The organism is Streptomyces sp. NPDC048441 (assembly GCF_043200235.1).
GTDB lineage: Bacteria > Actinomycetota > Actinomycetes > Streptomycetales > Streptomycetaceae > Streptomyces.
Genome location: NZ_JBICXM010000001.1, coordinates 758,800 through 783,950, shown reverse-complemented (window position 1 = coordinate 783,950; position 25,151 = coordinate 758,800). Strand labels below are relative to the sequence as shown.

At 68.0% G+C, this 25,151-nt stretch carries 24 protein-coding genes; 14 read left to right on the top strand and 10 right to left on the bottom strand.

All coding sequences use genetic code 11. From position 1 onward, the window contains the following. Positions 1-5: 5 nt before the first annotated feature. From ACGFSB_RS03460 to ACGFSB_RS03435, 6 genes are all read right to left on the bottom strand, one after another. Positions 6-752 (bottom strand): Tellurium resistance, encoded by a 747-nt coding sequence (locus ACGFSB_RS03460; protein WP_393393328.1) that lies wholly within the window; start codon positions 750-752, stop codon positions 6-8. A gap of 115 nt (positions 753-867) precedes the next feature. Then, positions 868-2,019: a DUF475 domain-containing protein gene (locus ACGFSB_RS03455; RefSeq protein ID WP_393393326.1), complete on the bottom strand. Its 1,152-nt coding sequence runs from the start codon at positions 2,017-2,019 to the stop codon at positions 868-870. Between the two features lie 64 nt (positions 2,020-2,083). Then, positions 2,084-2,659 (bottom strand): TerD family protein, encoded by a 576-nt coding sequence (locus ACGFSB_RS03450; protein WP_393393324.1) that lies wholly within the window; start codon positions 2,657-2,659, stop codon positions 2,084-2,086. A 201-nt stretch (positions 2,660-2,860) separates the two neighbouring features. Next, entirely contained in the window at positions 2,861-3,436 is a 576-nt protein-coding gene (locus ACGFSB_RS03445; RefSeq protein WP_393393322.1) for a TerD family protein, read from the bottom strand. A 163-nt stretch (positions 3,437-3,599) separates the two neighbouring features. Beyond that, on the bottom strand, positions 3,600-4,067 hold the full coding sequence (locus ACGFSB_RS03440) for a peroxiredoxin (protein WP_393393320.1): 468 nt from the start codon (positions 4,065-4,067) through the stop codon (positions 3,600-3,602). A gap of 187 nt (positions 4,068-4,254) precedes the next feature. Next, positions 4,255-4,692 carry a DUF3052 domain-containing protein gene (locus tag ACGFSB_RS03435; RefSeq protein WP_393393317.1) on the bottom strand — a complete coding sequence of 146 codons (438 nt, stop codon included), beginning with the start codon at positions 4,690-4,692 and terminating at the stop codon, positions 4,255-4,257. Positions 4,693-5,105: 413 nt separating this feature from the next. Here ACGFSB_RS03435 and aceE point away from each other — a divergent pair, with 413 nt between their 5' ends. Continuing rightward, a complete protein-coding gene (aceE, locus tag ACGFSB_RS03430) occupies positions 5,106-7,838 on the top strand; it encodes a pyruvate dehydrogenase (acetyl-transferring), homodimeric type (RefSeq protein WP_393393314.1) in 2,733 nt (910 codons plus the stop codon). A 114-nt stretch (positions 7,839-7,952) separates the two neighbouring features. On the opposite strand, the gene ACGFSB_RS03425 is transcribed toward aceE, so the two are convergent. Together ACGFSB_RS03425 and ACGFSB_RS03420 are read right to left on the bottom strand one after the other, a co-directional pair. After that, positions 7,953-8,414, bottom strand: a complete 462-nt coding sequence (locus ACGFSB_RS03425; RefSeq protein WP_393393814.1) for a peptidase inhibitor family I36 protein — start codon at positions 8,412-8,414, stop codon at positions 7,953-7,955. A gap of 217 nt (positions 8,415-8,631) precedes the next feature. After that, positions 8,632-10,242, bottom strand: a complete 1,611-nt coding sequence (locus ACGFSB_RS03420; protein WP_393393312.1) for an MFS transporter — start codon at positions 10,240-10,242, stop codon at positions 8,632-8,634. Positions 10,243-10,379: 137 nt separating this feature from the next. Between ACGFSB_RS03420 and ACGFSB_RS03415 the strand changes: the two genes are divergently transcribed. The 7 genes from ACGFSB_RS03415 (at position 10,380) to ACGFSB_RS03385 (ending at position 18,332) form a co-directional block, all read left to right on the top strand. After that, complete coding sequence (locus ACGFSB_RS03415) at positions 10,380-11,063, top strand: TetR/AcrR family transcriptional regulator (protein ID WP_393393310.1); 684 nt, start codon at positions 10,380-10,382, stop codon at positions 11,061-11,063. 288 nt (positions 11,064-11,351) lie between these two features. Continuing rightward, the gene (locus tag ACGFSB_RS03410) at positions 11,352-12,563 is read left to right on the top strand and encodes an alpha/beta hydrolase (protein ID WP_393393307.1); all 1,212 of its coding nucleotides are present in this window, start codon (positions 11,352-11,354) and stop codon (positions 12,561-12,563) included. Between the two features lie 75 nt (positions 12,564-12,638). Next, the gene (locus ACGFSB_RS03405) at positions 12,639-13,511 is read left to right on the top strand and encodes a DUF4429 domain-containing protein (RefSeq protein WP_393393305.1); all 873 of its coding nucleotides are present in this window, start codon (positions 12,639-12,641) and stop codon (positions 13,509-13,511) included. Between the two features lie 160 nt (positions 13,512-13,671). Beyond that, on the top strand, positions 13,672-15,036 hold the full coding sequence (locus ACGFSB_RS03400; RefSeq protein WP_393393302.1) for a sensor histidine kinase: 1,365 nt from the start codon (positions 13,672-13,674) through the stop codon (positions 15,034-15,036). Beyond that, a complete protein-coding gene (locus ACGFSB_RS03395; RefSeq protein ID WP_393393299.1) occupies positions 15,033-15,707 on the top strand; it encodes a response regulator in 675 nt (224 codons plus the stop codon). The genes ACGFSB_RS03400 and ACGFSB_RS03395 overlap by 4 nt, the downstream gene beginning before the upstream one ends. A gap of 226 nt (positions 15,708-15,933) precedes the next feature. Then, the gene (locus tag ACGFSB_RS03390) at positions 15,934-17,106 is read left to right on the top strand and encodes an alpha/beta hydrolase (protein ID WP_393393296.1); all 1,173 of its coding nucleotides are present in this window, start codon (positions 15,934-15,936) and stop codon (positions 17,104-17,106) included. Beyond that, positions 17,103-18,332 (top strand): acyltransferase, encoded by a 1,230-nt coding sequence (locus ACGFSB_RS03385; RefSeq protein ID WP_393393293.1) that lies wholly within the window; start codon positions 17,103-17,105, stop codon positions 18,330-18,332. The genes ACGFSB_RS03390 and ACGFSB_RS03385 overlap by 4 nt, the downstream gene beginning before the upstream one ends. Positions 18,333-18,453: 121 nt before the next feature. Here ACGFSB_RS03385 and ACGFSB_RS03380 read toward each other — a convergent pair whose 3' ends face one another. Next, the gene (locus tag ACGFSB_RS03380; RefSeq protein ID WP_393393290.1) at positions 18,454-18,924 is read right to left on the bottom strand and encodes a MerR family transcriptional regulator; all 471 of its coding nucleotides are present in this window, start codon (positions 18,922-18,924) and stop codon (positions 18,454-18,456) included. Between the two features lie 123 nt (positions 18,925-19,047). Here ACGFSB_RS03380 and ACGFSB_RS03375 point away from each other — a divergent pair, with 123 nt between their 5' ends. Beyond that, positions 19,048-19,578, top strand: coding sequence for a GNAT family N-acetyltransferase (locus ACGFSB_RS03375; protein ID WP_393393288.1), 531 nt, complete (start codon positions 19,048-19,050; stop codon positions 19,576-19,578). A gap of 13 nt (positions 19,579-19,591) precedes the next feature. After that, positions 19,592-20,413 (top strand): serine hydrolase domain-containing protein, encoded by an 822-nt coding sequence (locus ACGFSB_RS03370; RefSeq protein WP_393393285.1) that lies wholly within the window; start codon positions 19,592-19,594, stop codon positions 20,411-20,413. A 55-nt stretch (positions 20,414-20,468) separates the two neighbouring features. On the opposite strand, the gene ACGFSB_RS03365 is transcribed toward ACGFSB_RS03370, so the two are convergent. Next, the gene (locus tag ACGFSB_RS03365) at positions 20,469-21,149 is read right to left on the bottom strand and encodes a pirin family protein (RefSeq protein WP_393393282.1); all 681 of its coding nucleotides are present in this window, start codon (positions 21,147-21,149) and stop codon (positions 20,469-20,471) included. A gap of 362 nt (positions 21,150-21,511) precedes the next feature. On the opposite strand from ACGFSB_RS03365, the gene fasR reads away from it, so the two are divergent. The 4 genes from fasR (at position 21,512) to ACGFSB_RS03345 (ending at position 25,090) form a co-directional block, all read left to right on the top strand. Next, positions 21,512-22,651: a fatty acid biosynthesis transcriptional regulator FasR gene (gene fasR, locus ACGFSB_RS03360; protein ID WP_393393811.1), complete on the top strand. Its 1,140-nt coding sequence runs from the start codon at positions 21,512-21,514 to the stop codon at positions 22,649-22,651. A gap of 89 nt (positions 22,652-22,740) precedes the next feature. Next, entirely contained in the window at positions 22,741-23,718 is a 978-nt protein-coding gene (locus tag ACGFSB_RS03355; RefSeq protein WP_393393279.1) for an ACP S-malonyltransferase, read from the top strand. Between the two features lie 16 nt (positions 23,719-23,734). Then, positions 23,735-24,766: a ketoacyl-ACP synthase III gene (locus tag ACGFSB_RS03350; protein WP_393393276.1), complete on the top strand. Its 1,032-nt coding sequence runs from the start codon at positions 23,735-23,737 to the stop codon at positions 24,764-24,766. Between the two features lie 72 nt (positions 24,767-24,838). Then, complete coding sequence (locus ACGFSB_RS03345; RefSeq protein WP_393393274.1) at positions 24,839-25,090, top strand: acyl carrier protein; 252 nt, start codon at positions 24,839-24,841, stop codon at positions 25,088-25,090. Positions 25,091-25,151 lie beyond the last annotated feature (61 nt).

Sequence of the window (25,151 nt, the reverse complement as noted above, 5' to 3'; positions counted from 1 at the left end):
GGCACTCAGGCGCCGCCCACCTTCGACTTGTAGCCACGGCCCCACTGCAGGCCCCAGCCGTAGAGCCGGTCGAGCTCGGACTGGAAGCCGTACACGAACTTCACCTCGCGGCGCACGACCAGCTCGTCCTTGACGTTCTCCAGCGTGAACACGGCACAGGAGCGGGCCTGCGGATGGCGCTCGTCCAGGTCGATCTCGATCCGCGGGCCGTTGCTGGGATAGAGCGTCACCTTCGCGTGCGTACGGTCGAAGGCCGGGGTCTGGTCGTAGATGTACGCGAAGAACAGCAGCCGCTTGATCGAGTCGCGGTGGTCGAGGTTCACATAGAGCGTCTCGCCGGACGGCGAACCGAACCGGTCGTCGCCGCTGAGCTTCACGTACGGCGGGGCGTTGAGGGTCCCGAAGAAGCTGCCGAGCGGCTGTACGACGCCCTTGGCCCCGTCCGCCATCTCGTACAGGCAGCCGAGGTCGAGGTCCACGTTGACCACACCCTGCGTGTGCGCCTGCACCACGTCGGGCTGGAGCATCTTGAAGGGGTGCCGCAGCAGGCCCCCGCCCTGGCGCTGCTTGCCGATGATGTCGGACGTACGCATCTGCCAGTGCAGGTTGACCCGGAGGTTTCCGGTGGCCGCGCCCTGTTTGTTGAGCGAGACCGTCGGGTGCCGCTTGGTGAGTTCGATGGAGTTGGTCGCGGCGCTGCCGGACTCGAAGTCCATCGAGCGCCCACGCCACAACCCGTCCCAGAAGGACATTGCCGCCCCCAAAGTGCCAGTGCCCTCATGGGCCCTTACGAATGACACGGGGCGGCCAGGAGGACGCGTCCTCGATGGCCGCCCCGTTCAGAAGCGTTCCTCAATCAGCCCCGGGTCACACTCCGGACGAGACCTCAGTCTTCTCGTCCGAGCCCGAGTCGTTTCCCCCCTCGGCCGCCGCCAGCGCCTTGTTGCGGCGCACGGAGGACCAGAAGGACCAGAAGATCAGGAGGACGCCGACGGAGCCGGTGATGACCTCGTGGATCTCGTACTGGATCGTGATGAGCAGGATCACGGAGAGGGCGCCGATCGCGTAGTGCGCGCCGTGCTCCAGGTAGACGTAGTCGTCGAGAGTGCCCTGGCGGACCAGGTAGACGGTGAGGGACCGGACGTACATCGCGCCGATACCGAGACCGAGCGCCATCAGGACGATGTCGTTCGTGATCGCGAAGGCACCGATGACACCGTCGAAGGAGAACGACGCGTCCAGGACCTCGAGGTAGAGGAACATGAAGAACGCGGCCTTGCCCGCCATGACGATGGCAGGAACCTTCTTGCCGCTCTTCTGGGCCTCTTCCTCCTCCTCGTGCTCGCGCTCCTCTTCTTCCTCGAGCTTGTTCTCGAAGAATCCGGAGAGACCGCCCACGATGAGATAGGTGATGAGTCCGGCGATGCCGGAGATGAGCACCGTCTGTGCCTTGTCCACATGCGCGCCACCATGCTGGTGGGCGTGGGTGGCCACGGTCATCGAGGAGATCAGGAGCACGACGAGCGCGATGCAGACCGACAGCATGTCGACCTTGCCGAGCTTGGCGAGCGGGCGCTCCAGCCAGCCGAGCCACTTGATGTCACGGTCCTCGAAAATGAAGTCGAGGAAAATCATCAGCAGGAACATGCCACCGAACGCGGCGATCGACGGGTGGGCGTCGGTCACCAGCTGCTGGTACTTGTCCTTGTCGTTGAGAGCCAGCCGCACGGCCTCGATCGGGCCGATCTTGGCGCTCATGGCCACGATCGCGACGGGGAACACCAGCCGCATACCGAAGACGGCGATCAGCACACCGACGGTGAGGAAGATTTTCTGCCAGAAGGCACTCATCTTCTTCAGGATCCCGGCGTTGACCACCGCGTTGTCGAAGGACAGCGAGATCTCGAGGATGGACAGGATCGCCACGATCCCGAAACCTGTCCACCCCCCGTAGAGCACCGCCGCGACCAGGCCGAGCGCGGTAACCGCGAACGACCAGCCGAAGGTTTTCAGAAGCACTGGCTACCCAATCGTGTGTGTACGGGCTCCCGTGTAGCGGTCTCCCCCGCGCCGGTCCCCAGCTTTACGAAACATTGACCCCGAAGTCTAGAGCGATGCCCCGCAGACCCGACGCGTACCCCTGCCCAACGGCACGGAACTTCCATTCGCCGCCGTATCGGTAGACCTCGCCGAAGATCATCGCGGTCTCCGTGGAGGCGTCCTCGCTGAGGTCGTAGCGCGCGAGCTCCTGGTGGTCGGCCTGATTGACCACCCGGATAAAAGCGTTGCTGACCTGGCCGAACGTCTGCCCGCGGTTGTCCGCGTCATGGATCGAGACAGGGAAGACGATCTTGTCGCAGTTGGCGGGAACCTTGGAAAGGTCGATCAGGAGCGACTCGTCGTCCCCGTCACCCTCACCCGTGAGGTTGTCGCCGGTGTGTTCGACGGAGCCGTCCGGGCTCTTGAGATTGTTGTAGAAGACGAACCACTCATCGCCGATGACCCGGCCCGAGTTGCACATCAGTGCACTGGCGTCGAGGTCGAAGGGGGCTCCTGTGGTGGAGCGCGCGTCCCAGCCGAGGCCGACCAGGACCTGTGTGAGGTTCGGTGCGGCCTTGGAGAGGGAGACATTGCCTCCCTTGGCGAGCGTGACGCCCATGATGTGGTCCTCCCCGTGGTTCGAAACATTCGAAGCATGATTCGTTCGAGATCAAGAGTCCGGCGGTTTTGAGCATGTCCAGCGGCTCTGGGCCGCATACCCAGCTGTTTTTCGAGCCGCGTACCCAGCTGTTCTGAGCACGTCCGGCGCCGCACTCGTAGCGTGCGGCGCCGGACGACAAGGCGGAGGACGTTACTCGGCTCAGACGTTGACGCCGAAGTCCTGCGCGATGCCGCGCAGGCCCGAGGCGTAGCCCTGGCCGACCGCGCGGAACTTCCACTCCGCGCCGTTGCGGTACAGCTCGCCGAAGACCATCGCCGTCTCCGTCGATGCGTCCTCGGAGAGGTCGTACCGCGCGATTTCCGCGCCGCCCGCCTGGTTCACGACGCGGATGAACGCGTTGCGCACCTGGCCGAACGACTGCTGACGGGACTCGGCCTCGTAGATCGAGACCGGGAAGACGATCTTGTCCACGTCGGCCGGGACGGCCGCCAGGTTGACCTTGATCGCCTCGTCGTCGCCCTCGCCCTCACCGGTGGTGTTGTCACCGGTGTGCTCGACGGATCCGTCCGGGCTCTTCAGGTTGTTGAAGAACACGAAATTGCCGTCGCTGCTGACCTTGCCCTCGGCGTTGGTCAGAATGGCGCTGGCGTCGAGGTCGAAGTCCGTACCGGTGGTGGTACGGACGTCCCAGCCCAGGCCGATCAGCACCGCGGTCAGGCCGGGTGCCTCCTTGCTCAGGGATACGTTGCCGCCCTTGCTGAGGCTGACTCCCACAAATCCTCCCAATATTTGTCCAGGGGCGGGGAGCCCCAGTCGTGCTTTGCCATCGGATCAACGAGTGGATCCTAGTGACCGGTTCCCGGCCGCCACAGGCTCTGCACCTGAAGAATCGCAGGGTGTCACCCCTGAGGAACCCCAGGGTGTCACCCTTGGGGAATCACAGGGTGTCGAGCGCCCTGACGTACTCGTTGAGGTCGCGGGCGTCCGGCAGGCCGTTGACGACGGTCCAGCGCACCACGCCCTCCTTGTCGATGATGAAGGTGCCGCGCACGGCGCAGCCCTTCTCCTCATCGAAGACCTCGTACGCGCGCGACGCCTCTCCGTGCGGCCAGAAGTCCGAGAGCAGCGGATACTCCAGGCCTTCCTGCTCGGCGAAGACGCGCAGGGTGTGGATGGAGTCGTTGGAGACCGCGAGCAGCTGGGTGTCGTCGTTGACGAACTTCGGCAGTTCGTCGCGGAGCGCACAGAGCTCGCCGGTGCAGACGCCGGTGAACGCGAACGGGTAGAAGAGCAGCACCACGTTCTTGTCGCCGCGGAAGTCCGACAGCTTCACGGCCCGGCCGTGGTTGTCCTTCAGCTCGAAGTCCGGAGCTTTGGTGCCGGTCGCGATTCCAGCGAGCGCCATGAGTACGCATCCCTTCGATGGAGCTGTTCGGGTGACGACCACCCTACGCACTGGGCATTTCGTCCGGTCCGCCCGCATCGCGGGCGGCGCCTTCCGTCCGCGCGCATGCGTAAGCCCCCACCGACGCGTGTCGGCGGGGGCTCACAGCGATTGGCTCAGTCGACTTCCTGCTGCCTGAGCGGCAGCTTCACCGCTTCTTGGCTGCCGCCTTCGGCGTGACCAGACGGCTGCCCGTCCAGTCCTTGCCGGCGCTGATGGTCCTGGTCTGCGCAAGGCCTGCGGTCGTGGCTGCTTCATTGATGTCGCTCGGCTCGACGTAACCGTCGCGGCCGGTCTTGGGCGTCATCAGCCAGAGGTCGCCGCCCTCTTCGATCAGCTGGGTTGCGTCGACCAACGCGTCCGTCAGGTCGCCGTCGTCCTCACGGAACCACAGCACCACAGCGTCGGCGGTGTCGTCGTAGTCCTCATCGACGAGCTCACTGCCGATCACCCCTTCAATGGCCTCGCGGAGCTCCTGATCGACATCGTCGTCGTAGCCGATCTCCTGGACCACCTGCTCGGGCTGGAAACCCAGCCTCGCGGCAGGGTTGGTCCGCTCCTCCGCGTGGTCCGCGGTCGCGCTCACGGCTTGCCTCCTGATCATGTTTTCGGGAATGCCTTCACCCACGCGCGTGCGCGGGGCATTGGCGGTAGTCCACACGGGCGGACCGGATCGCGCAAGTACCCGGCCGTCAAGACCGCCGAAACGGTGACGTTCCCGGCCGTGTCGCCGCAACAGAAGGCCCACCTGCCAGATCCTTCTTCGCTCGCACTTCGCTCGTACGACGCCGAACGGAACTGAGGTCCGAACGGCCTTACGAACCGGCTAGGCAGGATGGGCGTATCGTTGCGATTTGGCCGAGCCTACCTCAGGGCCGCCGGGCGAACCCCTCGGTTACCTCTCAGTAGAGATGACGATTCCGCCCACGCGGTACACGATGGGGAACGTCTCACAGCCAGGCAGAACCCAGGCGAAAGCCCCAACAGCGAAGGAACAGCGTGGCTTCCGGATCCGATCGCAACCCGATCATCATTGGCGGCCTGCCGAGTCAGGTCCCGGACTTCGATCCCGAAGAGACCCAGGAGTGGCTCGACTCCCTTGATGCCGCGGTCGACGAACGCGGTCGCGAGCGGGCCCGCTACCTGATGCTCCGGCTCATCGAACGCGCGCGCGAGAAGCGCGTCGCCGTGCCCGAGATGCGCAGCACGGACTACGTCAACACGATCGCCACCAAGGACGAGCCGTTCTTCCCCGGCAACGAGGAAATCGAACGCAAGGTCCTGAACGCGACCCGCTGGAACGCCGCGGTGATGGTGTCACGCGCCCAGCGCCCCGGCATCGGGGTCGGCGGCCACATCGCCACCTTCGCCTCATCGGCCTCCCTCTACGACGTGGGCTTCAACCACTTCTTCCGCGGCAAGGACGAGGGCGACGGCGGCGACCAGATCTTCTTCCAGGGGCACGCGTCCCCCGGTATCTACGCCCGCGCCTTCCTCCTCGACCGGCTCTCCGAGCAGCAGCTCGACGCGTTCCGCCAGGAGAAGTCGAAGGCTCCGAACGGCCTCTCGTCCTACCCTCACCCGCGCCTGATGCCGGACTTCTGGGAGTTCCCCACCGTCTCCATGGGCCTCGGCCCGCTCGGCGCGATCTTCCAGGCCCGGATGAACCGCTACATGGAGGCGCGCGACATCGCCGACACCTCCAAGTCGCACGTCTGGGCCTACCTCGGCGACGGCGAGATGGACGAGCCCGAGTCGCTCGGCCAGCTCTCCATCGCCGCCCGCGAGGGCCTGGACAACCTGACCTTCGTCGTCAACTGCAACCTCCAGCGGCTCGACGGCCCGGTGCGCGGCAACGGCAAGATCATCCAGGAGCTGGAGTCGCAGTTCCGCGGCGCCGGATGGAACGTCATCAAGCTCGTCTGGGACCGCAGTTGGGACCCGCTGCTCGCGCAGGACCGCGACGGCGTCCTGGTCAACCGGCTCAACACCACGCCCGACGGCCAGTTCCAGACGTACGCGACGGAGACCGGCTCGTACATCCGCGACCACTTCTTCGGCGACGACCACCGCCTGCGCTCCATGGTCGAGAACATGACCGACGAGCAGATCCTGCACCTGGGCCGCGGCGGCCACGACCACAAGAAGGTCTACGCGGCCTACGCGGCGGCCAAGGCCCACAAGGGCCAGCCGACCGTCATCCTGGCGCAGACGGTCAAGGGCTGGACACTCGGCCCGAACTTCGAGGGCCGCAACGCCACGCACCAGATGAAGAAGCTGACGGCCGACGACCTCAAGGGCTTCCGCGACCGCCTGCACATCCCGATCACGGACAAGGAGCTCGAGGGCGGCGCCCCGCCGTACTACCACCCCGGCCGGGACTCCGAAGAGATCCAGTACATGCACGACCGCCGCCAGGGCCTCGGCGGTTACGTCCCGACCCGCGTAGTGCGCTCGAAGCCTCTCCAGCTGCCCGAGGACAAGACGTACGCGGCCGCGAAGAAGGGCTCGGGCCAGCAGTCGATCGCCACCACCATGGCGTTCGTCCGCATTCTGAAGGACCTCATGCGGGACAAGGAGATCGGCAAGCGCTTCGTGCTGATCGCCCCCGACGAGTACCGCACCTTCGGCATGGACGCCTTCTTCCCGAGCGCGAAGATCTACAACCCGCTCGGCCAGCAGTACGAATCCGTCGACCGCGAACTGCTCCTCGCCTACAAGGAGTCCCCGACCGGTCAGATGCTGCACGACGGCATCTCGGAGGCAGGCTGCACGGCGTCCCTCATCGCCGCGGGTTCGGCCTACGCCACGCACGGCGAACCGCTGATCCCGGTCTATGTCTTCTACTCGATGTTCGGTTTCCAGCGCACCGGCGACCAGTTCTGGCAGATGGCCGACCAGCTGGCCCGCGGCTTCGTCCTCGGCGCCACCGCCGGCCGCACGACCCTGACCGGCGAGGGCCTCCAGCACGCGGACGGCCACTCGCAGCTGCTCGCCTCGACCAACCCGGCCTGCGTCGCCTACGACCCCGCGTTCGGCTACGAGATCGCGCACATCGTCAAGGACGGCCTGCGCAGGATGTACGGCCCCGACAGCGAGGACGTCTTCTACTACCTCACCGTCTACAACGAGCCGATCCAGCACCCGGCCGAGCCCGCCGATGTGGATGTCGACGGCATTCTCAAGGGTGTCTACCGCTTCAAGGCGGGCGAGCAAGGTGCCATCCCGGCGCAGATCCTCGCTTCCGGAGTCGCGGTCCCGTGGGCGGTCGAGGCCCAGCAGATCCTCGCGTCGGAGTGGAACGTCAAGGCGGACGTCTGGTCGGCGACCTCCTGGAACGAACTGCGCCGCGAGGCGGTCGAGGTGGAGCGGCACAACCTCCTGCACCCCGAGGAGGAGCAGCGCATCCCGTACGTGACGCGCAAGCTCTCCGGCGCCGAGGGTCCGTTCGTGGCCGTCTCCGACTGGATGCGGAGCGTCCCCGACCAGATCTCCCGCTGGGTCCCCGGGACGTACCAGTCCCTGGGAGCCGATGGCTTCGGCTTCGCGGACACCCGCGGTGCGGCTCGCCGCTTCTTCCACATCGACGCGCAGTCGATCGTCGTCGGCGTACTGACCGAGCTGGCCCGCGAGGGCAAGCTCGACCGCTCCGTACTGAAGCAGGCCATCGACCGCTACCAGCTGCTCGACGTCGCGTCGGCCGACCCGGGCGCCGCTGGAGGCGACGCCTAGTCCGTTGGTCCGTCAGTCCGTGCGGTGTGCGGCAGTACGTAGGTGGTTGTTGGGAGGGCGGTGGGCCGAAGGGCCCGCCGCCTTCCGGCGTTTCCTGCGCGAGTCCCCCTCCAGTCAGCTCTCCCAGACCTTGAACGCCCGTACGCGATAGGGCGATTCGGGGGCCCAGGTCCCACCGCCCGGGTACGTGTCGAACTCGCCGGTCTCGGCGCACTCCGCGGACTGGTAGGTGGTGACCGGCCGGCCCGTTCGATTGGCGAGAGCTTGAGCGCTGCCCCCCTCGGGCAGCGCTACGCAGCTCTCGATGTCGATCTCGGACAGCTCATACGTCTGTCGGGCGCCGTGGAAACCCGGCTTCTTCCATAGGCAGAGCTCCCCTGGCCCGCAGCCGGCGAGCATGGGTGGCCCGGCGGTCCGCGCGTGCCTCGCGGGTGCTGTGAGTGCCGTGGGCGCTGTGGGTGCGGGCGTCGCGGAGTCGGGGTGTGCGGACGGTGTCGTGGCCCCGGCCTGTGCGGGTGCCAGGATCACGGCGGCGAGTGCGGCCGCGGCGACAGTCTTGGGCATGGTCGTACGCATCTGCTTCAACTCCCGTGTCAGGTGGATCACTTGCGAGAACTGTGACCCACTCGCCAGCTCCGTCGGAAGGGGTACGGATGTGCGCCACCCAGATAGGCGAAAGCCCCCCAGTTGAACCCTGAGGGGCTTTCCCTGATGCGTGAGCGCCGGGCAGCTGCAGCTCGGCGTACGCCCTGGATGCGTGGGGCGTACGCCTGAACATGTCCGGCCGTGAGCGCTAAATGTGTCCGGCTCCAGCGCCCGCCTCGGCGTTGGCGCCTCGCTTGGTCAACGTGGCGACGAGGGCCGCGACCACCGCGACGACGCCGGCGACGGTGAAGGCCAGGCCCATGCCGGACACGAACGTGTCATGGGCGACCGAGGTGATCGCTTCGGCGGCCGGTGCCGGAGCCTTCGGCGGGACGGGGGCTCCGCCCATCTCGACCACAGCGGACGCCTGGTCCAGCTGCTCCGGCGTCATGGGGGGAAGCTTGGCGTCGGCCCAGTTCGCGGGAAGGTCGCTGTCGACCCGGGCTGCCATCACCGCGCCGAGCACCGCCGTACCGAGAGCACCGCCGACCTGCATTCCGGCCTGCTGCAGGCCACCCGCGACGCCGGAGAGCTCCAGCGGGGCGTTGCCGACGATGACCTCGGTGGCTCCGACCATCACCGGCGCGAGTCCGAGCCCCAACATGCCGAGCCAGAGCGACATCGGCAGCGTCGCGGTGTCCGTGGTCATCGTGGACATGCCGAACATTGCGATGGCGGTGGCCACCATGCCACCGACCAGCGGCACCCGCGGCCCGAACTTGGTGATGAGCGCACCGGCGATCGGCGACGCCACGATCATCATGGCCGTCAGGGGCAGGAGGTGAAGTCCGCTGTCGACCGGGCTCATGCCGTGCACGTTCTGCAAGTAGAAGGTGACGAAGAACAGCCCGCCCATGAAGGCGAAGGCCATCAGCACCATCAGGACCGTACCGGCGGACAGCGGGACGGACCTGAACATGCCCAGCGGGATGAGCGGCTCCTTGACCTTCGTCTCCCAGAAGGCGAAGAGCGCGAAGAGAACCACCGCGCCCACCAGGAAGAGCAGCGTCCGTGAGCCGCCCCAGCCCCACTCCGAGCCCTTGATGAGGGCCAGGATCAGCGCGAACATGCCACCCGACAACAAGACGATGCCAGGGATGTCGAAGGACTTCGGCGCGTTCTCGGCGCGGTGGTCCTTGAGGATCACCAGGCCGAGGACGAGAGCGATGACACCGACGGGCACGTTGATGAAGAACACCGACTGCCAGCTGACGTGCTCGACGAGCAGGCCACCGACGATGGGGCCACCCGCGGTCGAAGCGCCGATGACCATGCCCCAGATACCGATCGCCATGTTCAGCTTCTCGGCAGGGAAGGTGGCGCGCAGCAGACCGAGCGCGGCCGGCATCAGCAGGGCTCCGAAGAGTCCCTGGAGCACCCGGAAGGCGACGACCAGGCCGACGCTGCTGGAGAACCCGATGGCGCCGGAGGCGATGGCAAAGCCCGCCACACCGATCAGGAAGGTCTGGCGGTGGCCGAACCGGTCACCGAGCTTGCCCGCGGTGATCAGCGCGACGGCGAGCGCGAGGAGATAGCCGTTGGTGATCCACTGGACACCGGCCATCGTGGTGCCGAGGTCCTTCGCGATGGCCGGGTTGGCGATTGCCACGATGGTGCCGTCAAGGGCAACCATCATCACGCCGATCGCGACGGAGATGAGCGTCAGCCAAGGGTGGCCGCGGAGCCCCTTGGCCGGGTTCGGAGCGGACGATGGCTCCGGCGCCTTGTCCGCCTTGTCGACGGTGATCTGACTAGTCATGCGCTGGAGATTAGTGTCAGCCACTGACAGTTGACAAACCATTTCACAAGTCGGTAACTGTCACGTACCTCACAGGTATGGTGAGCCGGTCAAACAGGCAGAAAGAGGGCCATGGCGTGAGGACTGAGCAGCGAGCGATGGACCCCGTGAAACTGCAGGCCGAGGCCTCCGGAGACGTCTCCAGCGAGCCCTCGCGGCCCGGACTGCGCGAGCGCAAGAAGCAGCGCACCCGCGACGCCCTCCTGCGCGCGGCGCTCGAGCTCTTCACCACCAAGGGGTACGAGGAGACGACGATCGACGAGATCGCCGAAGCCGTGGACGTCTCCCAGCGCACGTTCTTCCGCTACTTCACCAACAAGCAGGAGACCGCCTTCGCCGTACAGGAGATGGTGGAGCGGCGGTTCGTGGAGGTCCTGCGCGAACGCCCCGCCGACGAGGCGCCGTTCACGGCGCTGCGCGGAGCCGTCATCGGCGCCTGGGACGCGATGGGACGGTCCATCGAGGAGGTCGTTCCGGTCGAACTCCACATGCGCACCTACCAGATGATCGAGTCCACCCCCTCCCTGCTCGCCGCCCATCTGCGGCGCTCCATCGAGATGGAGGAGGAGATCGCGCGAGTGATCGCCGAGCGCGAAGGTCTCGACCTGGACACCGACCCACGACCGCGCGTGGTGGTGGCCGCCTTCAGCGGAGTGATGCGGGTGACCGGGCGACTGTGGGGAGCCGGCGAGGACTCCAGTGTGGAATCGATCCGTGCGATCACCGAGACATACCTCGACCACATGGGGCCCGCCCTGGCAGAGAATTGGCGCACAGAGTGACCGTGCACGCACTCCACGTCGAGGTACGCGGACAAGGCGTCGAGGGTGAACCACGAGGTGCATCACGGGTGACCACGGGGCGAATCGCGGAGCGAATCAGCACACCGAGTAACTCCTTGATACACCGTCAGTAACGGTAAAGCCTGGGCGCACTGCGCCCACGCACGCCTACGGAGCGTAACGAAACGCCCAGCCGTGCGCCCACTTTGCCTCAATTACCCCACAGGAAACGTGATCTGCCTCACCCGGTGCACGGTAGGCATCACGCTTCTCCTAGGGTGGTCCGTAGTGACTTCCTTCGACTCCTCCCCTCAACTCAACGTCTGGCGCGCACTGCTCGCGCTCGCCGTCGTGTTCGTCATGCTGGCGACCACGGGCTGGACCGCAGTGCGCCACCACAGAGACGCCGCGTCGCCGCTCGCGGCCTCGCTCTCCGCCTGGGATCAAGGGCACGTCAACGGACGGGCCCTGCCCGACGCTGACGCCCCGGCCGGTCGGCTCGCCCATTTCTTCGCCTCGCTCAACGCACAACAGCGCACCCGGCTCGCCACCCGCTATCCCCTTGCGGTCGGCAATATGAACGGTGCGCCCGTAGAGCTGCGTTATCGCGCGAACCACGTCGCCCTGGAGCAGGCCCGCAAGATCGAGCGACGACGGATGCACGACGACCGGCTCACCCCTCTCGGGCAGCAGGAAGCGGAGCGCAGAATGAAGCGCTTCGGCGTGATGATGCACCCGGGTCGGCAGGTCCTGTCCTTCGACCCCATGGGAACGGGGCGTATAGCGGAAGTCTTCGGAGACCTCGACCAGGCCTCCAGGGTGTCGGTCGTGGTGCCCGGTGTGGACACCAACCTGCTGACCTTCGAGCGGACGTACCGCAAGTATTCCGCGCCCGTCGGCATGGCCAAGGCCCTGTACGGCGCTGAGCGCTCGGCGAACCCACGCGCGCGTACCGCTGTGATCGCCTGGGCCGACTACACCGCGCCGGTCGGCCTCGGCGTCGACGCGGCCACGTCCATGCGCGCGGATGACGGCGCGGTCCGACTCAATTCCCTGGTGCGCGGACTCCCGGGGCACTCACCTGTCGCGCTGTACTGCCACAGCTACGGCTCGGTGGTGTGCGGAGTCGCCGCGCGAGCGCTGCCCTCCCGCGTCTCCGACATCGCGGTGGCCGGCAGCCCCGGTATGCGCGCCGACTCGGCGTCGCAGCTGGACACAGGTGCCCGGATCTGGGCCACCAGGGACGGCGACGACTGGATCCAGGATGTGCCAAACATGGAGGTCGGCGGGCTCGGCCACGGCGCCGACCCGGTCTCTCACGACTTCGGCGCGCGGGTACTGTCCGCGCGGGGCGCGATCGGCCACACCGGCTACTTCGAACCGGGCACGGAAAGCCTCAGCAACTTCGCCGACATCGGTATCGGCTCGTACCGCTCGGTGCGGTGCGCGAGCGGGGATGACGCGTGCCGGAAGGAATTTTCCGGAACGACAGCGGCCTGACGCGCGTAGAAATCGACAAAACAGCGGCACGCCGCAGGAGGGACGGAGGCGCGCGTGCCGCCTACGATGAGCCGCATGGGTGACGTACTGGCCGGATTTCATGCCGCCTGGGAGTTCGAGTCCGACTCCGTGCTCATCCGCTTCGAACGGGGGATCCGTACGCCGAAGCTGCTCCAAGCGCTCGGTGAACGCCGCATCCCGCACGAGGCGATCGCGGCGGTGACGCTCACTCCCGGAAAGCGCGGGACGGTCGTCCTGCACGCCGTGCCGAGACCGGGCGCGGATCCGCTGATGGAGGCGGCCGCAGGACAGCTCAAGGACGGCTGCGACCCGTATCGGCTCGTGCTGCCCGCCGAGCGGGAAACGCTCGCCGAGTATTACGCCGACGAGCTGCGGGCCCGGCTCACACAGGGCGACTGCGGGCCTCCGGACCGCTATCTGGTCGCGGCGCCGGAGACTCCGCTGCAGTTCAAGGCGTACGACGGGAAGGCGTCCTTCGACGGCAAGTCGGTCGCCTTCCGGTGGTTCTGGACGGGTGCTTCGTCGGCGAAATGGAAAGCCGGCGACCAGAGTTTCCTGGTCACAGACCTGAGCGGCGTCGAGTGGCGCTCTCCCGAGGTCTTCGAGGGGCACCTGCGGCTGCTGCGCCGGGAGACCCCGCTGGCCCAGCCCGCGCAGGCGGACCAGGATCCCGCGGCCGTCGTCTTCGGACTCGGGTACGGCCCGGTTCACGAGTCGCTGCCGTTCGCGGCGTCGGTGCTCGCCTCGGTGCGGGCTTCGGGCCCGGCCCTGACCCCCGGCACCGTCCCCACCTCGGCTCCGGTGGCCCGGCGCGACCCGGCGGACATCGCGGAACGCATCAGGCACCTCGGCGAGCTGCACCAGGCGGGACTGCTCACGGACACGGAATTCACCACGAAGAAGGCTGAGCTGCTGGCTGAGCTGTGATCCGGCGGCGCCGCGGGGTGGCAGAGCTGTGGCCTGCGGAGCGGGGGTCGGGTCATACCTGGGTATCGCGGCGAGCTCGGTTCGTACCTGGGTATGAGGTGCAGGTCAGCTCTGCGGTACGACGGCGTGCGGGGTGCTTCATGCCTACGCTGATCAGGCCATGAGCAGCGCATCGACACCACCGGACCAGGATCCCCGCCCACCGGCCGCCGAGCCGGGCAGGCACGGGATCACCCTTCAGCGCGCGACCGCGGGCGTCCGCGAAGGGCTCGGCAGGGCCGGGGCGTTCCTCGCGACGCCCCCGGGCCGGGCCGAGCCACTGCTGTCCCGGTCACCCAGGCGTTGGGTGCGGCTGCTGCCCTTGCTCATCGCGTTGGGCTTCGTCGCGGTGCTCATCCCGGTCACCACCCAGGTCCTTGCGAACGACTATGGGGTGAGTGGAGGTCTGGCGGGCGCCTTGGCCGTCGCCCAGTCCGCGCCGCTACTGCTGGCGATCAGTCGACCGCTGGCCGCGTGGTGCATCGTGATCGTCGCGGATGTCCTCGGGGCGATCGTGACGCTGTCCACGGGCCATGACCGCCCCGCCCCCTGGACGGTCATGATCATCGTGGGGTACGTGGTCGTGTGCCTCCTGCTGTCACTGCGGGAGAGTCGCCGCACTCTCCTGGGGATCTGGCTGGTCACCGTCGTCGTGAGCCTCGTCCTCGGTGCGTTCAGCGACGACGGCAGCCAGGACACCGGTGTGCTCATGATCGTGCTGAGCGGTGGCGCGCTGCTCCTCGGCGCGCTGCTGCGTGAGCGTGGCGACGCACAGCGCAGACTCATCGAGCAGGAGACCATCAGCGAGGCCGAGCGCGCCCAGCGCACTCTCCTCGAGGAACGAGCCCGAATCGCCCGGGAGTTGCACGACGTCGTCGCCCACCACATGTCGGTGATCACGGTGCAGGCCGACTCCGCGCCCTACCGCCTCGACGGCCTGCCGGAAACGGCGCGCGAGGAGTTCGGGAGTATCGCGGCGAGCGCCCGCGAATCCCTCACCGAGATGCGGCGGCTGCTCGCGGTCCTGCGCAGCGAGGACACACCGGGCGAGCGGGCACCGCAGCCAGGACTCAGCAGGCTGCCGCATCTGGTGGAGGCGACGGTGCGCGCAGGGATACCGATCGACCTGTCGCGCCCCGAGCTGGCAGTGCTCACACAGCTGGCCGACGTGACACCGGCCGTCGACCTGTCCGCATACCGCATCGTCCAGGAGGCCCTGTCGAACGTGATGCGGCACGCGCCGGGAGCGCGCACCACCATCACCGTGACCCTGGATGAGCAGTATCTGCTGATTCTCGTGGTCAACGGCCCGCCCACCGAGACACCCGACTCGTTGGAGGGCAGCGGCACAGGCCACGGACTCGTCGGTATGCGCGAACGCGTACGGTTGGTCGGCGGCACGGTCGACGCCGGGCCGCTGCCCGACGGCGGCTTCCGCGTAGCAGCCCAGCTCCCCCTCCTCAAAAAGGACTCCGGCACCGCATGACCATCCGCGTGATCATCGTCGATGACCAGAACATGGTGCGGGCCGGCTTCGCCGCACTGCTGGCGGCGCAGAGCGACATCGACGTCGTGGGCGAGGCACCGAACGGCAAGAAGGGTGTCGACGTCAGTCGACACACCCATCCCGATGTCGTCCTGATGGACGTCCGGATGCCGGAGATGGACGGACTCGCCGCGGCCCGTGCCCTGCTGGACCCGCCACCCGGCGTCGTGCATGTACCGAAGGTGCTGATGCTCACCACCTTCGACGTGGACGACTATGTGTACGAGGCGTTGCGCGCCGGAGCCTCGGGCTTTCTCCTCAAGGACGCCCCGCCCGCCGATCTGATCTCGGCGGTACGCGTAGTGGCGGCGGGGGACGCACTGCTCGCGCCGTCGGTGACACGTCGGCTGATCACGGACTTCGCCAAGCAGCGGCAGCCGCGCACCGACCAGTCACTGCGGCTGAATGGTCTGACGCCGCGTGAGACCGAGGTACTGGTGCTGATCGCGCGCGGTCTGTCCAATCAGGAGATCGCCGAGCGTCTGGTGCTTGCCGAGCAGACGGTGAAGACCCATATCGGCAAGGTGCTCTCCAAGTTGGACCTGCGGGACCGCGCGCAGGCTGTGATCTTCGCCTATGAGTCGGGCCTGATCAGCCCCGGCGAGCAGTAGAGCGCCCAACCCCCTACCGCGGTATCAGTTCCACATACCCCGGTATGACCTGCGAGTTGGCTCCCCAGTGTGAGGCGCCGCCGGGCACCGTCTCCCTACCTTTCCCCTCGTCACGCCAGAGCGTGCCACGAGATGGGGAGGGAGACGGGCCATGCGCCTTCGTTCTTGGAAAGCTCTCAGTAGCTGGAAAGCCCGCAGCAGGCGGACTTTGATCGCCGCGGCACTCATGACGACGATCGTGGCCGGTACGGCCGGCTGGGCCGTCGGTAACGAGCAGCAGCCCCTCACGGGACCACCACCGGGCACACAAGCCTGGCGCGCGGACCATACGTTGGGGGTTCGGCTGCCGGAACCGGCGTCCGCATCCCCCGCCCGCGTGGCCGCGTTCTTCGCCTCGTTGAGCAAGGCCCAGCAGCACCGTCTGGCCGCGCGGCACCCCACGGTCGTCGGCAACCTGGACGGTGCCCCGAATGCCCTCCGGTACGAGGCCAACGCCCTTTCCCTGAAAGCCGAGCGCGCCCGCGAACAGGGCCGCGAGACCGACCCGAAGCTCACTCTGCAGGACCACGAGCGAGCACGTTCCCTGGTCGGGCGCTATGAAGAACTTCTCGGTCCCGGCCGTCAGATCCTCGCCTTCGACCCGCGCGGCAGAGGCCAAGTGGCCGAGGTGTTCGGGAACTTGGGGAGAGCACACCACGTGTCCGTCGTCGTGCCCGGATCCGACATGGATCTGAACACCTACGACCGCTCCAGGGACGAGTACGGCACACCTGCCGGGATGGCGCGTTCCCTGCACGTCGCGGCGGGTGACCGCACGGCCGTGGTGGCCTGGGTCGGGTACACCACCCCGGTCGGGCTCGGCCCCGACGCCGCGACGGGACGGCTCGCGGAGGCGGGCGCACCGCGGCTCGCGCGGTTCGTGGGCGGACTGAACGCCTCCGGCGCCCCTCGCCCCGTCGTGTTCTGCCACAGCTACGGCTCGGTGGTGTGCGGCCTCGCGGCTCCACAGCTGAAGGCGTCCGACCTGATAGTGCTCGGCTCCCCCGGTATGCGCGCGGACAGCGTGGCCGATCTGCGCACCACCGCGCGTGTCTGGGCGGCCAGGGACGACAGCGACTGGATCTGTGACGTGCCGAACGTCGAGGCGTTCGGCCTCGGCCATGGCGAGGACCCGACCGACCCGGACTTCGGCGCTCGACGCATTCCAGCAGAGCGAGCCGAGGGCCACACCGGTTACTTCGCACCGGGGACGGATTCCCTCAAGGCCTTCGCCGACATCGCGGAGGGCACAGAGGTCACCACCACTCACCACACACCGGACAACGGCACAGACGGCACAGACGGCACAGACGGCACAGAATCTGCCGCCGGCGCCCACCACATCGGAGCACGGTCATGAGCCTCACTCCCCTGACCACCCTGCGGAAGACCGCATCGGCGATCGATGCCAGGACTCCGGCACATCGAGACCGGGCCATAGACGGGCTGCGTGCGCTCGCCCTGCTCGCCGTGCCGACCGGGCACTGGCTGCTCGGCGGCTTCACCCTCGACGCGGGAGGCGCGCTGCACAATGCCAGCCCTCTTGCCTCGTTCGGATTCTTCGCGCCGCTCAGCTGGGTGCTCCAGATGCTCGGCATCTTCTTCCTGGTCGGTGGTTACGCCTCGGTTCTCTCGTACCGCCGGGCGGTGGCGCGCGGCGAATCAACGGGGCGTTGGTTGCGCGGGCGGGTGGCGCGGCTGGGTCGCCCGGTGCTCGGGGTGACGGCCGTATGGGCGGCGTTGATCCCGGTGCTGTACGCCATGGGGGTGCCGGGCACGACTCTGCGCACGGGGTCCACGCTGGTGATTCAGCCGCTGTGGTTCGTCGGGATCTATGCGGTGATCACCGCGCTCACTCCCTGGTGCATAAGAGCGGCCGAGCGGCTCGGTGCCTGGGCCGCGGCGCCACTGATCGGCTCGGTCGCCGTCATCGACTTCCTGCGCTATGGCCCATTCGGGGACGCCATGCCGTCCTGGCTGAGCCTGCTGAATCTGCTGCCCGGCTGGATGTTCGCCTATCAACTGGGCGTCAGTTGGGGCGAGAAGAAGCTGGGCAGACGGGGCGCGTGGCTGCTGCTCGTCGGAGGGACCGCCCTCTTCGCCGCCCTGCTGTTCGTCTTCCACTACCCGGCGTCGATGGTGGGCGTCCCGGGTGAGGCACGGACGAATTCACACCCCCCGTCACTGCTGGTCCTGGCCCTTGCCGCCGCGCAGAGTGGTGCGGCGATCCTGCTGCGCGAGCGCATCGGCAAGTTGCTCCGCAGGCCCGCGCTGTGGGCGCCGGTCATCGTCATCAATCTGTCGGCGATGACGATCCTGTGCTGGCACCAGACGGCGATGCTCGCGGCGGCTGTGCCCGCCTCGTTCCTCGGCGGCACGGTGCCTGGATTGACGGCAGGTCCGGACACCTGGGGCTGGATAGCCGCCCGGGTCGCCTGGCTTCCGGTCTTCGGAGCACTCCTGCTGCTGATAGGCCGCTATACCCGGCACTTCGAGGAGCCGTGGAAGCGGGCCACTCATGCGCGACGTGCGCTCACCGGCCTCCTGGCGGCCGGGTTCGCGGTCTTCGCACTGGGGCTCGCGTGAGCGGCTTGACCTCGCGGTGGGACCCCGCAGTGAAGCCCCGCGGTGAGGCACCGCAGTGAAGCCCCGCAGCGGGGCCCAAGACACGGGCCTCACCGGGGAAGCCGGGGTGCGGTCATCAGTTTCAGCGCCTCTCCGGCGCAGGGCGGGCGTCAGCGTAAAAGTTGATCTTGTAGTCGAGTACGGCGAGCGTGCCCTGGAGTTCTGTGATGCGGGTGCGGACGTCGCGGCGTGTCTGTTCAAGGAGTTCGTGGCGCTGGGTGAAGGTGTGGTCGCCCTCACGCACCAGCTCGGCGTAGCGGACCATGTCCGCCACCGGCATACCGGTCAGGCGGAGCTTGCCGATGAAGGTGAGCCAGTCGAGATCGCGGTTGCGGTAGCGGCGCTGGCCCGTGTGGGAGCGGTCGATGTGGGTCATCAGGCCGATCCGCTCGTACCAGCGCAGGGTGTGCGCGGTCAGGCCGATGAAGGCGACGACCTCGCTGATCGTGTAGTGGTCCTGTCCGGCCGGGCATGGGTGCGCGGTGGGTGCCGAGGCGCAGGAGTCCGCCTTCGAACCAGCGCTGTCCGTGGTCTCAGTCTCCATCACCGTCATGACCACCACGCTAGAACCTTGGAGTGCACTCTAAGCAAGCAGAACCAGGAGGAAATATGTGACGGAAACAGGGGCTGGGAAAATCGGGGGACATCGCTTCGTACGGTGACTACGGTGCCGATCATGAGTGTTGTACGTCGTGCCACGCAAGAGGATGCCGAGGAACTGATCAGACTGCGGCAAGTGATGATCGACTCGATGTTCGCGAACGGGTCCGCGTCCACGTCCCGGTCCGCGTCCGGGTCCGCATCCGCGTCCGACATCGGGTGGCATACCGAAGCCATCTCGACCGTACGGGCCAAACTCGCCGACCTGGAGGGGGACTTCGCGGCCTTCGTCGTCGACCAGCCCGGCCAGCCCGGCCAGCCCGGTCAGTCCAGGAAGCTTGCGGCTCTGGTGGTGGGGACGTTGGACTATCGCATCGGGCGGGAGGGGAATCCGCAGGGCGTCAATGGCTCTGTGTTCAGCGTCGCCACCGATCCTGGCCAGCGGCGGCGGGGGTATGCGCGGGCCTGCATGGAGGTGCTGCTTGACTGGTTTCGTGAGCGGGGTGCCAAGAGTGTCGATCTCAATGCTTCAGCGGAAGCGGAGCCGCTTTACGCCTCGCTCGGCTTCGCCCGGAAGCACGACCCCTCCATGCGGCTGAACCTGTAGGGCGCTTAGGCTCATGCGTATGCAGAGCCTGGCGTTGATCGAGAACTGGCCGGTCCCTACCGCTGCCGCCGCCGTCGTACGCGCGGACGGCACGGTCGCCGGGGCGCATGGGCCCACCGGGCACCGTTTCGCGCTCGCCTCGGTCACCAAGCCGCTGGCGGCGTACGCGGCGCTCGTGGCGTACGAGGAGGGGGCGATCGAACTCGATGAGCCCGCCGGGCCTGAGGGGTCGACCGTGCGGCATCTCCTTGCGCACACCAGCGGTCTCGCGTTCGACGAGCATCGGGTGACGGCGCCCGCCGGGACGCGGCGGCTGTACTCGAACGCGGGGTTCGAGGTCCTTGGAGATCACATCGCCAAGGCGACGGACATTCCCTTCGGGGAGTATCTGCGCCAGGCTGTGCTCGAACCGCTGGGGATGGGTTCCACCTCGCTCGACGGGGACGCGTCGCCCGCGAAGGACGGGGTGTCCACGGTTGATGACCTGGTGAGGTTCGCTGCTGAGGTGCAGGGGCCGCGGTTGCTTGATCCGCGGACCGTGGCGGAAGCGATGTCTGTGGCGTATCCGGGGCTGAAGGGTGTGCTTCCCGGGTACGGGCATCAGAGTCCCAATGACTGGGGGCTCGGGTTCGAGATTCGGGACTCCAAGTCGCCGCACTGGACGGGGAGTTCGTCGTCACCTCGGACGTTCGGGCACTTCGGGCAGGCCGGGACGTTCCTCTGGGTCGATCCCGATGCGGGGGCGGCGTGCGTCGCTCTGGCGGATCGGGCGTTCGGGCCGTGGGCCGTTGAGGCGTGGCCCTCGTTCACCGACGCGGTGCTCGCCGAGCTCTGAGGTTTCGTCAGCGCCCGTGCCGCCCCAGCGGCACGACTGCCCACAGCAGCGGGGCTCAGCCGGACATTTCCCACACCAACAGCTCCGCCGCACCCGCACCCGTACCCGCACCCGCACCCGTAGCCACCGCCTCCAAGCCCTCCGCGGCCGTGATCCGTGCCCCGTCTCCCGTGCTCAACTCCTCGCCGCCCAGGCGGACTTCGCCGCGCACCACATGGACGTACGCGAAGGGCGCGTCCGGGATCGCCGTGCGCTCCCCCGCTGCGAGCCGCCGGACATGGAGGAGCGCGCCCGCTGCCGGAACCGCGTACGGAGTCGAGTCCGCGATGCCGTGGACCAGCTCGTAGGAAGGGTCGCCGCCCGGCGTCAGCGGGGAGAGCCACATCTGGATGAAGGTCAGCGGGGTCGCGCCGTCGTTGCGTTCCACGTGCCGGACGCCGCCGCCCGCGCTCAGGTGCTGGACGTCCCCTGGGCGCACGACCGAGGCGTGGCCCGAGGAGTCGCGGTGGGTGAGTTCGCCCTCGGCCACCCAGGTCACGATCTCCGTATGGCTGTGCGGGTGTTCCTCGAAGCCCGCGCCGGGGGCGAGACGCTCCTCGTTGCAGGCGAGTATCGCGCCGAAGCGGAGGTTGTCGGGGTCGTAGTGCGGCCCGAAGGAGAAGGCGTGGAAGGTCTCGATACCGGTACCGGGCTCCCCGCCGCGGTACCGATCGCCGGAGCGCCGTACATCAATCACACACCCACGTTAGACCGGACACGACCCACTCCCGCCCGGAATCACCCGGAATCACGCACACCGCGCACCTCACGCAAGACCGCTGGCGCGCTCCCCCTCCCCTCCGGGACCTCCGGAACCCTCCGGAACCGCGCGCCCCGCCCGCTCCGCCCGGAACCGCACCTCCCGGCCAATGCCACACCCGACGTCAGACCCGGCACCGCACTCCCCCGTCCCGATAAGGCAGTCTTGTCCCCGTGCCCGAACCCTCTGCGAACGAACCCCGCCAGGACGCCCATCAGGCAGCCCATGACGAAGCCGCACGCCACGAGGAAGCCGCGCGTCAGGACGCGCACCGGAAGGCGCACGCCCATTCGGCGACGCTGAAGCGCCTCGAGCAGTCAGCCGGGAGTCTCGCGGCGCAGGCCATCGCGCGCATGGACGAGACGCTGTCCTGGTACCGGGCGATGCCCCCCGAGAACCGGTCGTGGATCGGTCTGGTCGCGCAGGCCGGTATCGCCGCGTTCACCGAATGGTTCCGGCGTCCCGACGCCCCCCAGGCCATCTCGACCGACGTCTTCGGCACCGCCCCGCGCGAGCTGACCAGGGCGATCACTCTGCGCCAGACCGTCGAGATGGTGCGTACGACGATCGAGGTGATGGAGTCCGCGGTCGACGAGATCGCGGCCCCGGGAGATGAGTCCATCCTCCGCGAGGCACTCCTCGTCTACGCCCGCGAGATCGCCTTCGCCACCGCGCAGGTCTACGCACAGGCCGCCGAGGCACGCGGTGCCTGGGACGCCCGGCTCGAGTCACTTGTCGTCAACGCTGTCCTCTCCGGAGAGGCCGACGAGGGTGCGGTGAGCAGGGCCGCCGCGCTCGGCTGGAACTCCCCCGAGCATGTGTGCGTCGTCCTCGGCACCGCGCCCGACGGCGACAGCGAGCTCACCGTCGAAGCCATCCGCCGCGCCGCCCGGCACACCAAGCTGCAGGTCCTGACCGGTGTGCTCGGCGATCGTCTGGTCGTCATCGCGGGCGGCAGCGACAATCCGCTACAGGTCGCGAAGGGTCTGATCGGTCCGTACGCGGCCGGGCCCGTCGTCGCCGGGCCCGTCGTCCCCGACCTGCTCGCCGCCACCCGGTCCGCGCAGGCAGCGGCCGCCGGGCTCAAGGCGTGCGCCGCCTGGCAGGACGCTCCGCGACCGGTCCTGGCGGACGATCTCCTGCCGGAACGCGCGATCGCGAGTGATCCGGCCGCGCGCGACCAGTTGGTGGAGGAGATCTACAGACCGTTGGAGGAAGCGGGCTCCGCGCTCCTGGAGACGCTGAGCGTCTATCTGGAGCAGGCGAGCAGCCTCGAAGGGGCGGCGAGGATGCTCTTCGTCCACCCCAACACCGTGCGCTACCGGCTGCGACGTGTGACAGACGTCACCGGCTGGTCGCCATCGGACGTACGCTCCGCATTCACGCTGCGGATCGCGCTGATCCTGGGGCGTCTCGCCGACGGAGATCTCCAACCATAAGATTTTGTCGAGCCCCTACAATTCCGCCAGCGGTTCTTCGTCCCTGTCCCCACGGGCGGCCCACACCGTCCACAAGAGAGAGTGTGAGAGTGCTCGTACTCGTCGCTCCCGGCCAAGGCGCCCAGACGCCCGGCTTCCTGACCCCCTGGCTCGATCTCCCCGGCGCGGCCGACCGTCTCGGCGCGTGGTCGGAGGCCATCGGCCTTGACCTCACCCACTACGGCACACAGGCCGACGCGGAAGCGATCCGCGACACCGCCGTGGCGCAGCCCTTGCTCGTGGCCGCCGGTCTGCTCTCCGCCGAGGCACTCAGTGACGCCCTCACCGCGAACAAGCCCGGTGCGGTCGCGGGACACAGTGTCGGCGAGTTCACCGCGGCCGCGTACGCCGGTGTGCTCACCGACGACGCCGCACTCGGCCTCGTACGCAAGCGGGGTCTGGCCATGGCCGACGCCGCCGCGATCACGGAGACCGGCATGGCGGCGCTGCTCGGCGGCGACCCCGAGGTCACCATCCCGCATCTGGAGAAGCTCGGTCTGACGCCGGCGAATGTGAACGGAGCCGGGCAGATCGTCGCCGCGGGCACCGTAGAGCAGCTCGCCGCACTCGCCGAGGACAAGCCCGAAGGCGTCCGCCGCGTCGTACCGTTGAAGGTGGCGGGCGCGTTCCACACGCACCACATGGCTTCCGCCGTCGCCACGCTCGAAGAGGCCGCCAAGGCCCTCGACCCGGCCGACCCGAAGCTGACGTACGTGTCGAACCGTGACGGCCAGGCCGTGCCGACCGGCACCGACGTCGTGTCCCGCCTGGTCGGCCAGGTGGCCAACCCGGTGCGCTGGGACCTTTGCATGGAGACGTTCAAGACCCTGGGCGCCACGGCGATCATCGAGCTGTGCCCCGGTGGCACGCTGACCGGCCTCGCCAAGCGTGCCCTGCCCGGCGTGCGGACAGTGGCCCTGAAGACGCCCGACGATCTCGACGCCGCTCGTGCGCTCATCGCCGACGCCTCATCCGACACCTCATCCGCCGCCGACACCTCATCCGCCGCCGACGCGGCGGGTGCCTGAGAAGGAGCAGGAGAGCATGTCGAAGATCAAGCCCAGTAAGGGCGCCCCGTACGCGCGCATCATGGGTGTCGGCGGCTACCGCCCGACCCGTGTCGTGCCCAACGAGGTGATCCTCGAGACGATCGACTCGTCCGACGAGTGGATCCGCTCCCGCTCCGGCATCGCGACCCGCCACTGGGCCTCCGACGAGGAGACCGTGGCCGCGATGTCCGTCGAGGCGTCCGGCAAGGCGATCGCCGACGCGGGCATCACCCCCGAGCAGATCGGCGCGGTCGTCGTCTCGACCGTCTCGCACTTCAAGCAGACCCCGGCCATCGCGACCGAGATCGCGGACAAGATCGGCGCGGGCAAGCCCGCCGCGTTCGACATCTCCGCGGGCTGCGCGGGCTTCGGCTACGGCCTGACGCTCGCCAAGGGCATGATCGTCGAGGGCAGCGCGGAGTACGTTCTGGTCATCGGCGTCGAGCGGCTCAGCGACCTGACCGACCTGGAGGACCGCGCGACGGCCTTCCTGTTCGGTGACGGCGCGGGCGCCGTGATCGTCGGCCCGTCCCAGGAGCCGCAGATCGGCCCCACCATCTGGGGCAGCGAGGGCGACAAGTCCGAGACCATCAAGCAGACCGTGGCGTGGGACGAGTTCCACACCGGCGATGCCTCGAAGCTGCCGCTCGACAGCGAGGGCAACATCAAGTTCCCTGCGATCACGCAGGAGGGCCAAGCGGTCTTCCGCTGGGCCGTGTTCGAGATGGCGAAGGTCGCCAAGGAGGCGCTCGACGCCGCCGGCCTGAGCCCGGACGACCTGGATGTCTTCATTCCGCACCAGGCCAACGAGCGGATCATCGACTCGATGGTGAAGACTCTGAAACTGCCGGAACACGTCACGGTCGCCCGTGACGTGCGCACCACCGGCAACACGTCGGCTGCCTCGATCCCGCTCGCGATGGAGCGGCTTCTGGCGACCGGCGAGGCGAAGAGCGGCGACACCGCGCTCGTCATCGGCTTCGGGGCGGGTCTCGTGTACGCCGCCACGGTCGTTACCCTCCCCTAGGCATCCCGTCCGGATCATCCGGTCCGGTGCAGATGCCGCCACACCCTCTGAATACATAGAAGGAGCGCCAACATGGCCGCCACTCAGGAAGAGATCGTCGCCGGTCTCGCGGAGATCGTGAACGAGATCGCCGGCATCCCGGTCGAGGACGTCCAGCTGGACAAGTCCTTCACCGACGACCTGGACGTCGACTCGCTGTCCATGGTCGAGGTCGTCGTCGCCGCCGAAGAGCGCTTCGACGTCAAGATCCCGGACGACGACGTCAAGAACCTCAAGTCGGTCGGTGACGCGACCACGTACATCCTCGAGCACCAGGCCGCCTGACCAGGTTGCTCTGCTGTCGCCACCCGGCGGTGGCGCCGCTGATCCCCTCAACACCGTGGAG

Coding starts and splice junctions, on each gene's coding strand:
- ACGFSB_RS03460 (WP_393393328.1), bottom strand. CDS start 752: ATGTCCTTCTGGGACGGGTTGTGGCGTGGGCGCTCGATGGACTTCGAG.
- ACGFSB_RS03450 (WP_393393324.1), bottom strand. CDS start 2,659: ATGGGCGTCACGCTCGCCAAGGGAGGCAATGTCTCCCTCTCCAAGGCC.
- ACGFSB_RS03440 (WP_393393320.1), bottom strand. CDS start 4,067: ATGGCGCTCGCTGGAATCGCGACCGGCACCAAAGCTCCGGACTTCGAG.
- ACGFSB_RS03425 (WP_393393814.1), bottom strand. CDS start 8,414: ATGCGTACGACCATGCCCAAGACTGTCGCCGCGGCCGCACTCGCCGCC.
- ACGFSB_RS03420 (WP_393393312.1), bottom strand. CDS start 10,242: ATGACTAGTCAGATCACCGTCGACAAGGCGGACAAGGCGCCGGAGCCA.
- ACGFSB_RS03415 (WP_393393310.1), top strand. CDS start 10,380: ATGGACCCCGTGAAACTGCAGGCCGAGGCCTCCGGAGACGTCTCCAGC.
- ACGFSB_RS03405 (WP_393393305.1), top strand. CDS start 12,639: ATGGGTGACGTACTGGCCGGATTTCATGCCGCCTGGGAGTTCGAGTCC.
- ACGFSB_RS03400 (WP_393393302.1), top strand. CDS start 13,672: ATGAGCAGCGCATCGACACCACCGGACCAGGATCCCCGCCCACCGGCC.
- ACGFSB_RS03395 (WP_393393299.1), top strand. CDS start 15,033: ATGACCATCCGCGTGATCATCGTCGATGACCAGAACATGGTGCGGGCC.
- ACGFSB_RS03390 (WP_393393296.1), top strand. CDS start 15,934: ATGACGACGATCGTGGCCGGTACGGCCGGCTGGGCCGTCGGTAACGAG.
- ACGFSB_RS03385 (WP_393393293.1), top strand. CDS start 17,103: ATGAGCCTCACTCCCCTGACCACCCTGCGGAAGACCGCATCGGCGATC.
- ACGFSB_RS03380 (WP_393393290.1), bottom strand. CDS start 18,924: ATGACGGTGATGGAGACTGAGACCACGGACAGCGCTGGTTCGAAGGCG.
- ACGFSB_RS03375 (WP_393393288.1), top strand. CDS start 19,048: ATGAGTGTTGTACGTCGTGCCACGCAAGAGGATGCCGAGGAACTGATC.
- ACGFSB_RS03370 (WP_393393285.1), top strand. CDS start 19,592: ATGCGTATGCAGAGCCTGGCGTTGATCGAGAACTGGCCGGTCCCTACC.
- ACGFSB_RS03350 (WP_393393276.1), top strand. CDS start 23,735: ATGTCGAAGATCAAGCCCAGTAAGGGCGCCCCGTACGCGCGCATCATG.
- ACGFSB_RS03345 (WP_393393274.1), top strand. CDS start 24,839: ATGGCCGCCACTCAGGAAGAGATCGTCGCCGGTCTCGCGGAGATCGTG.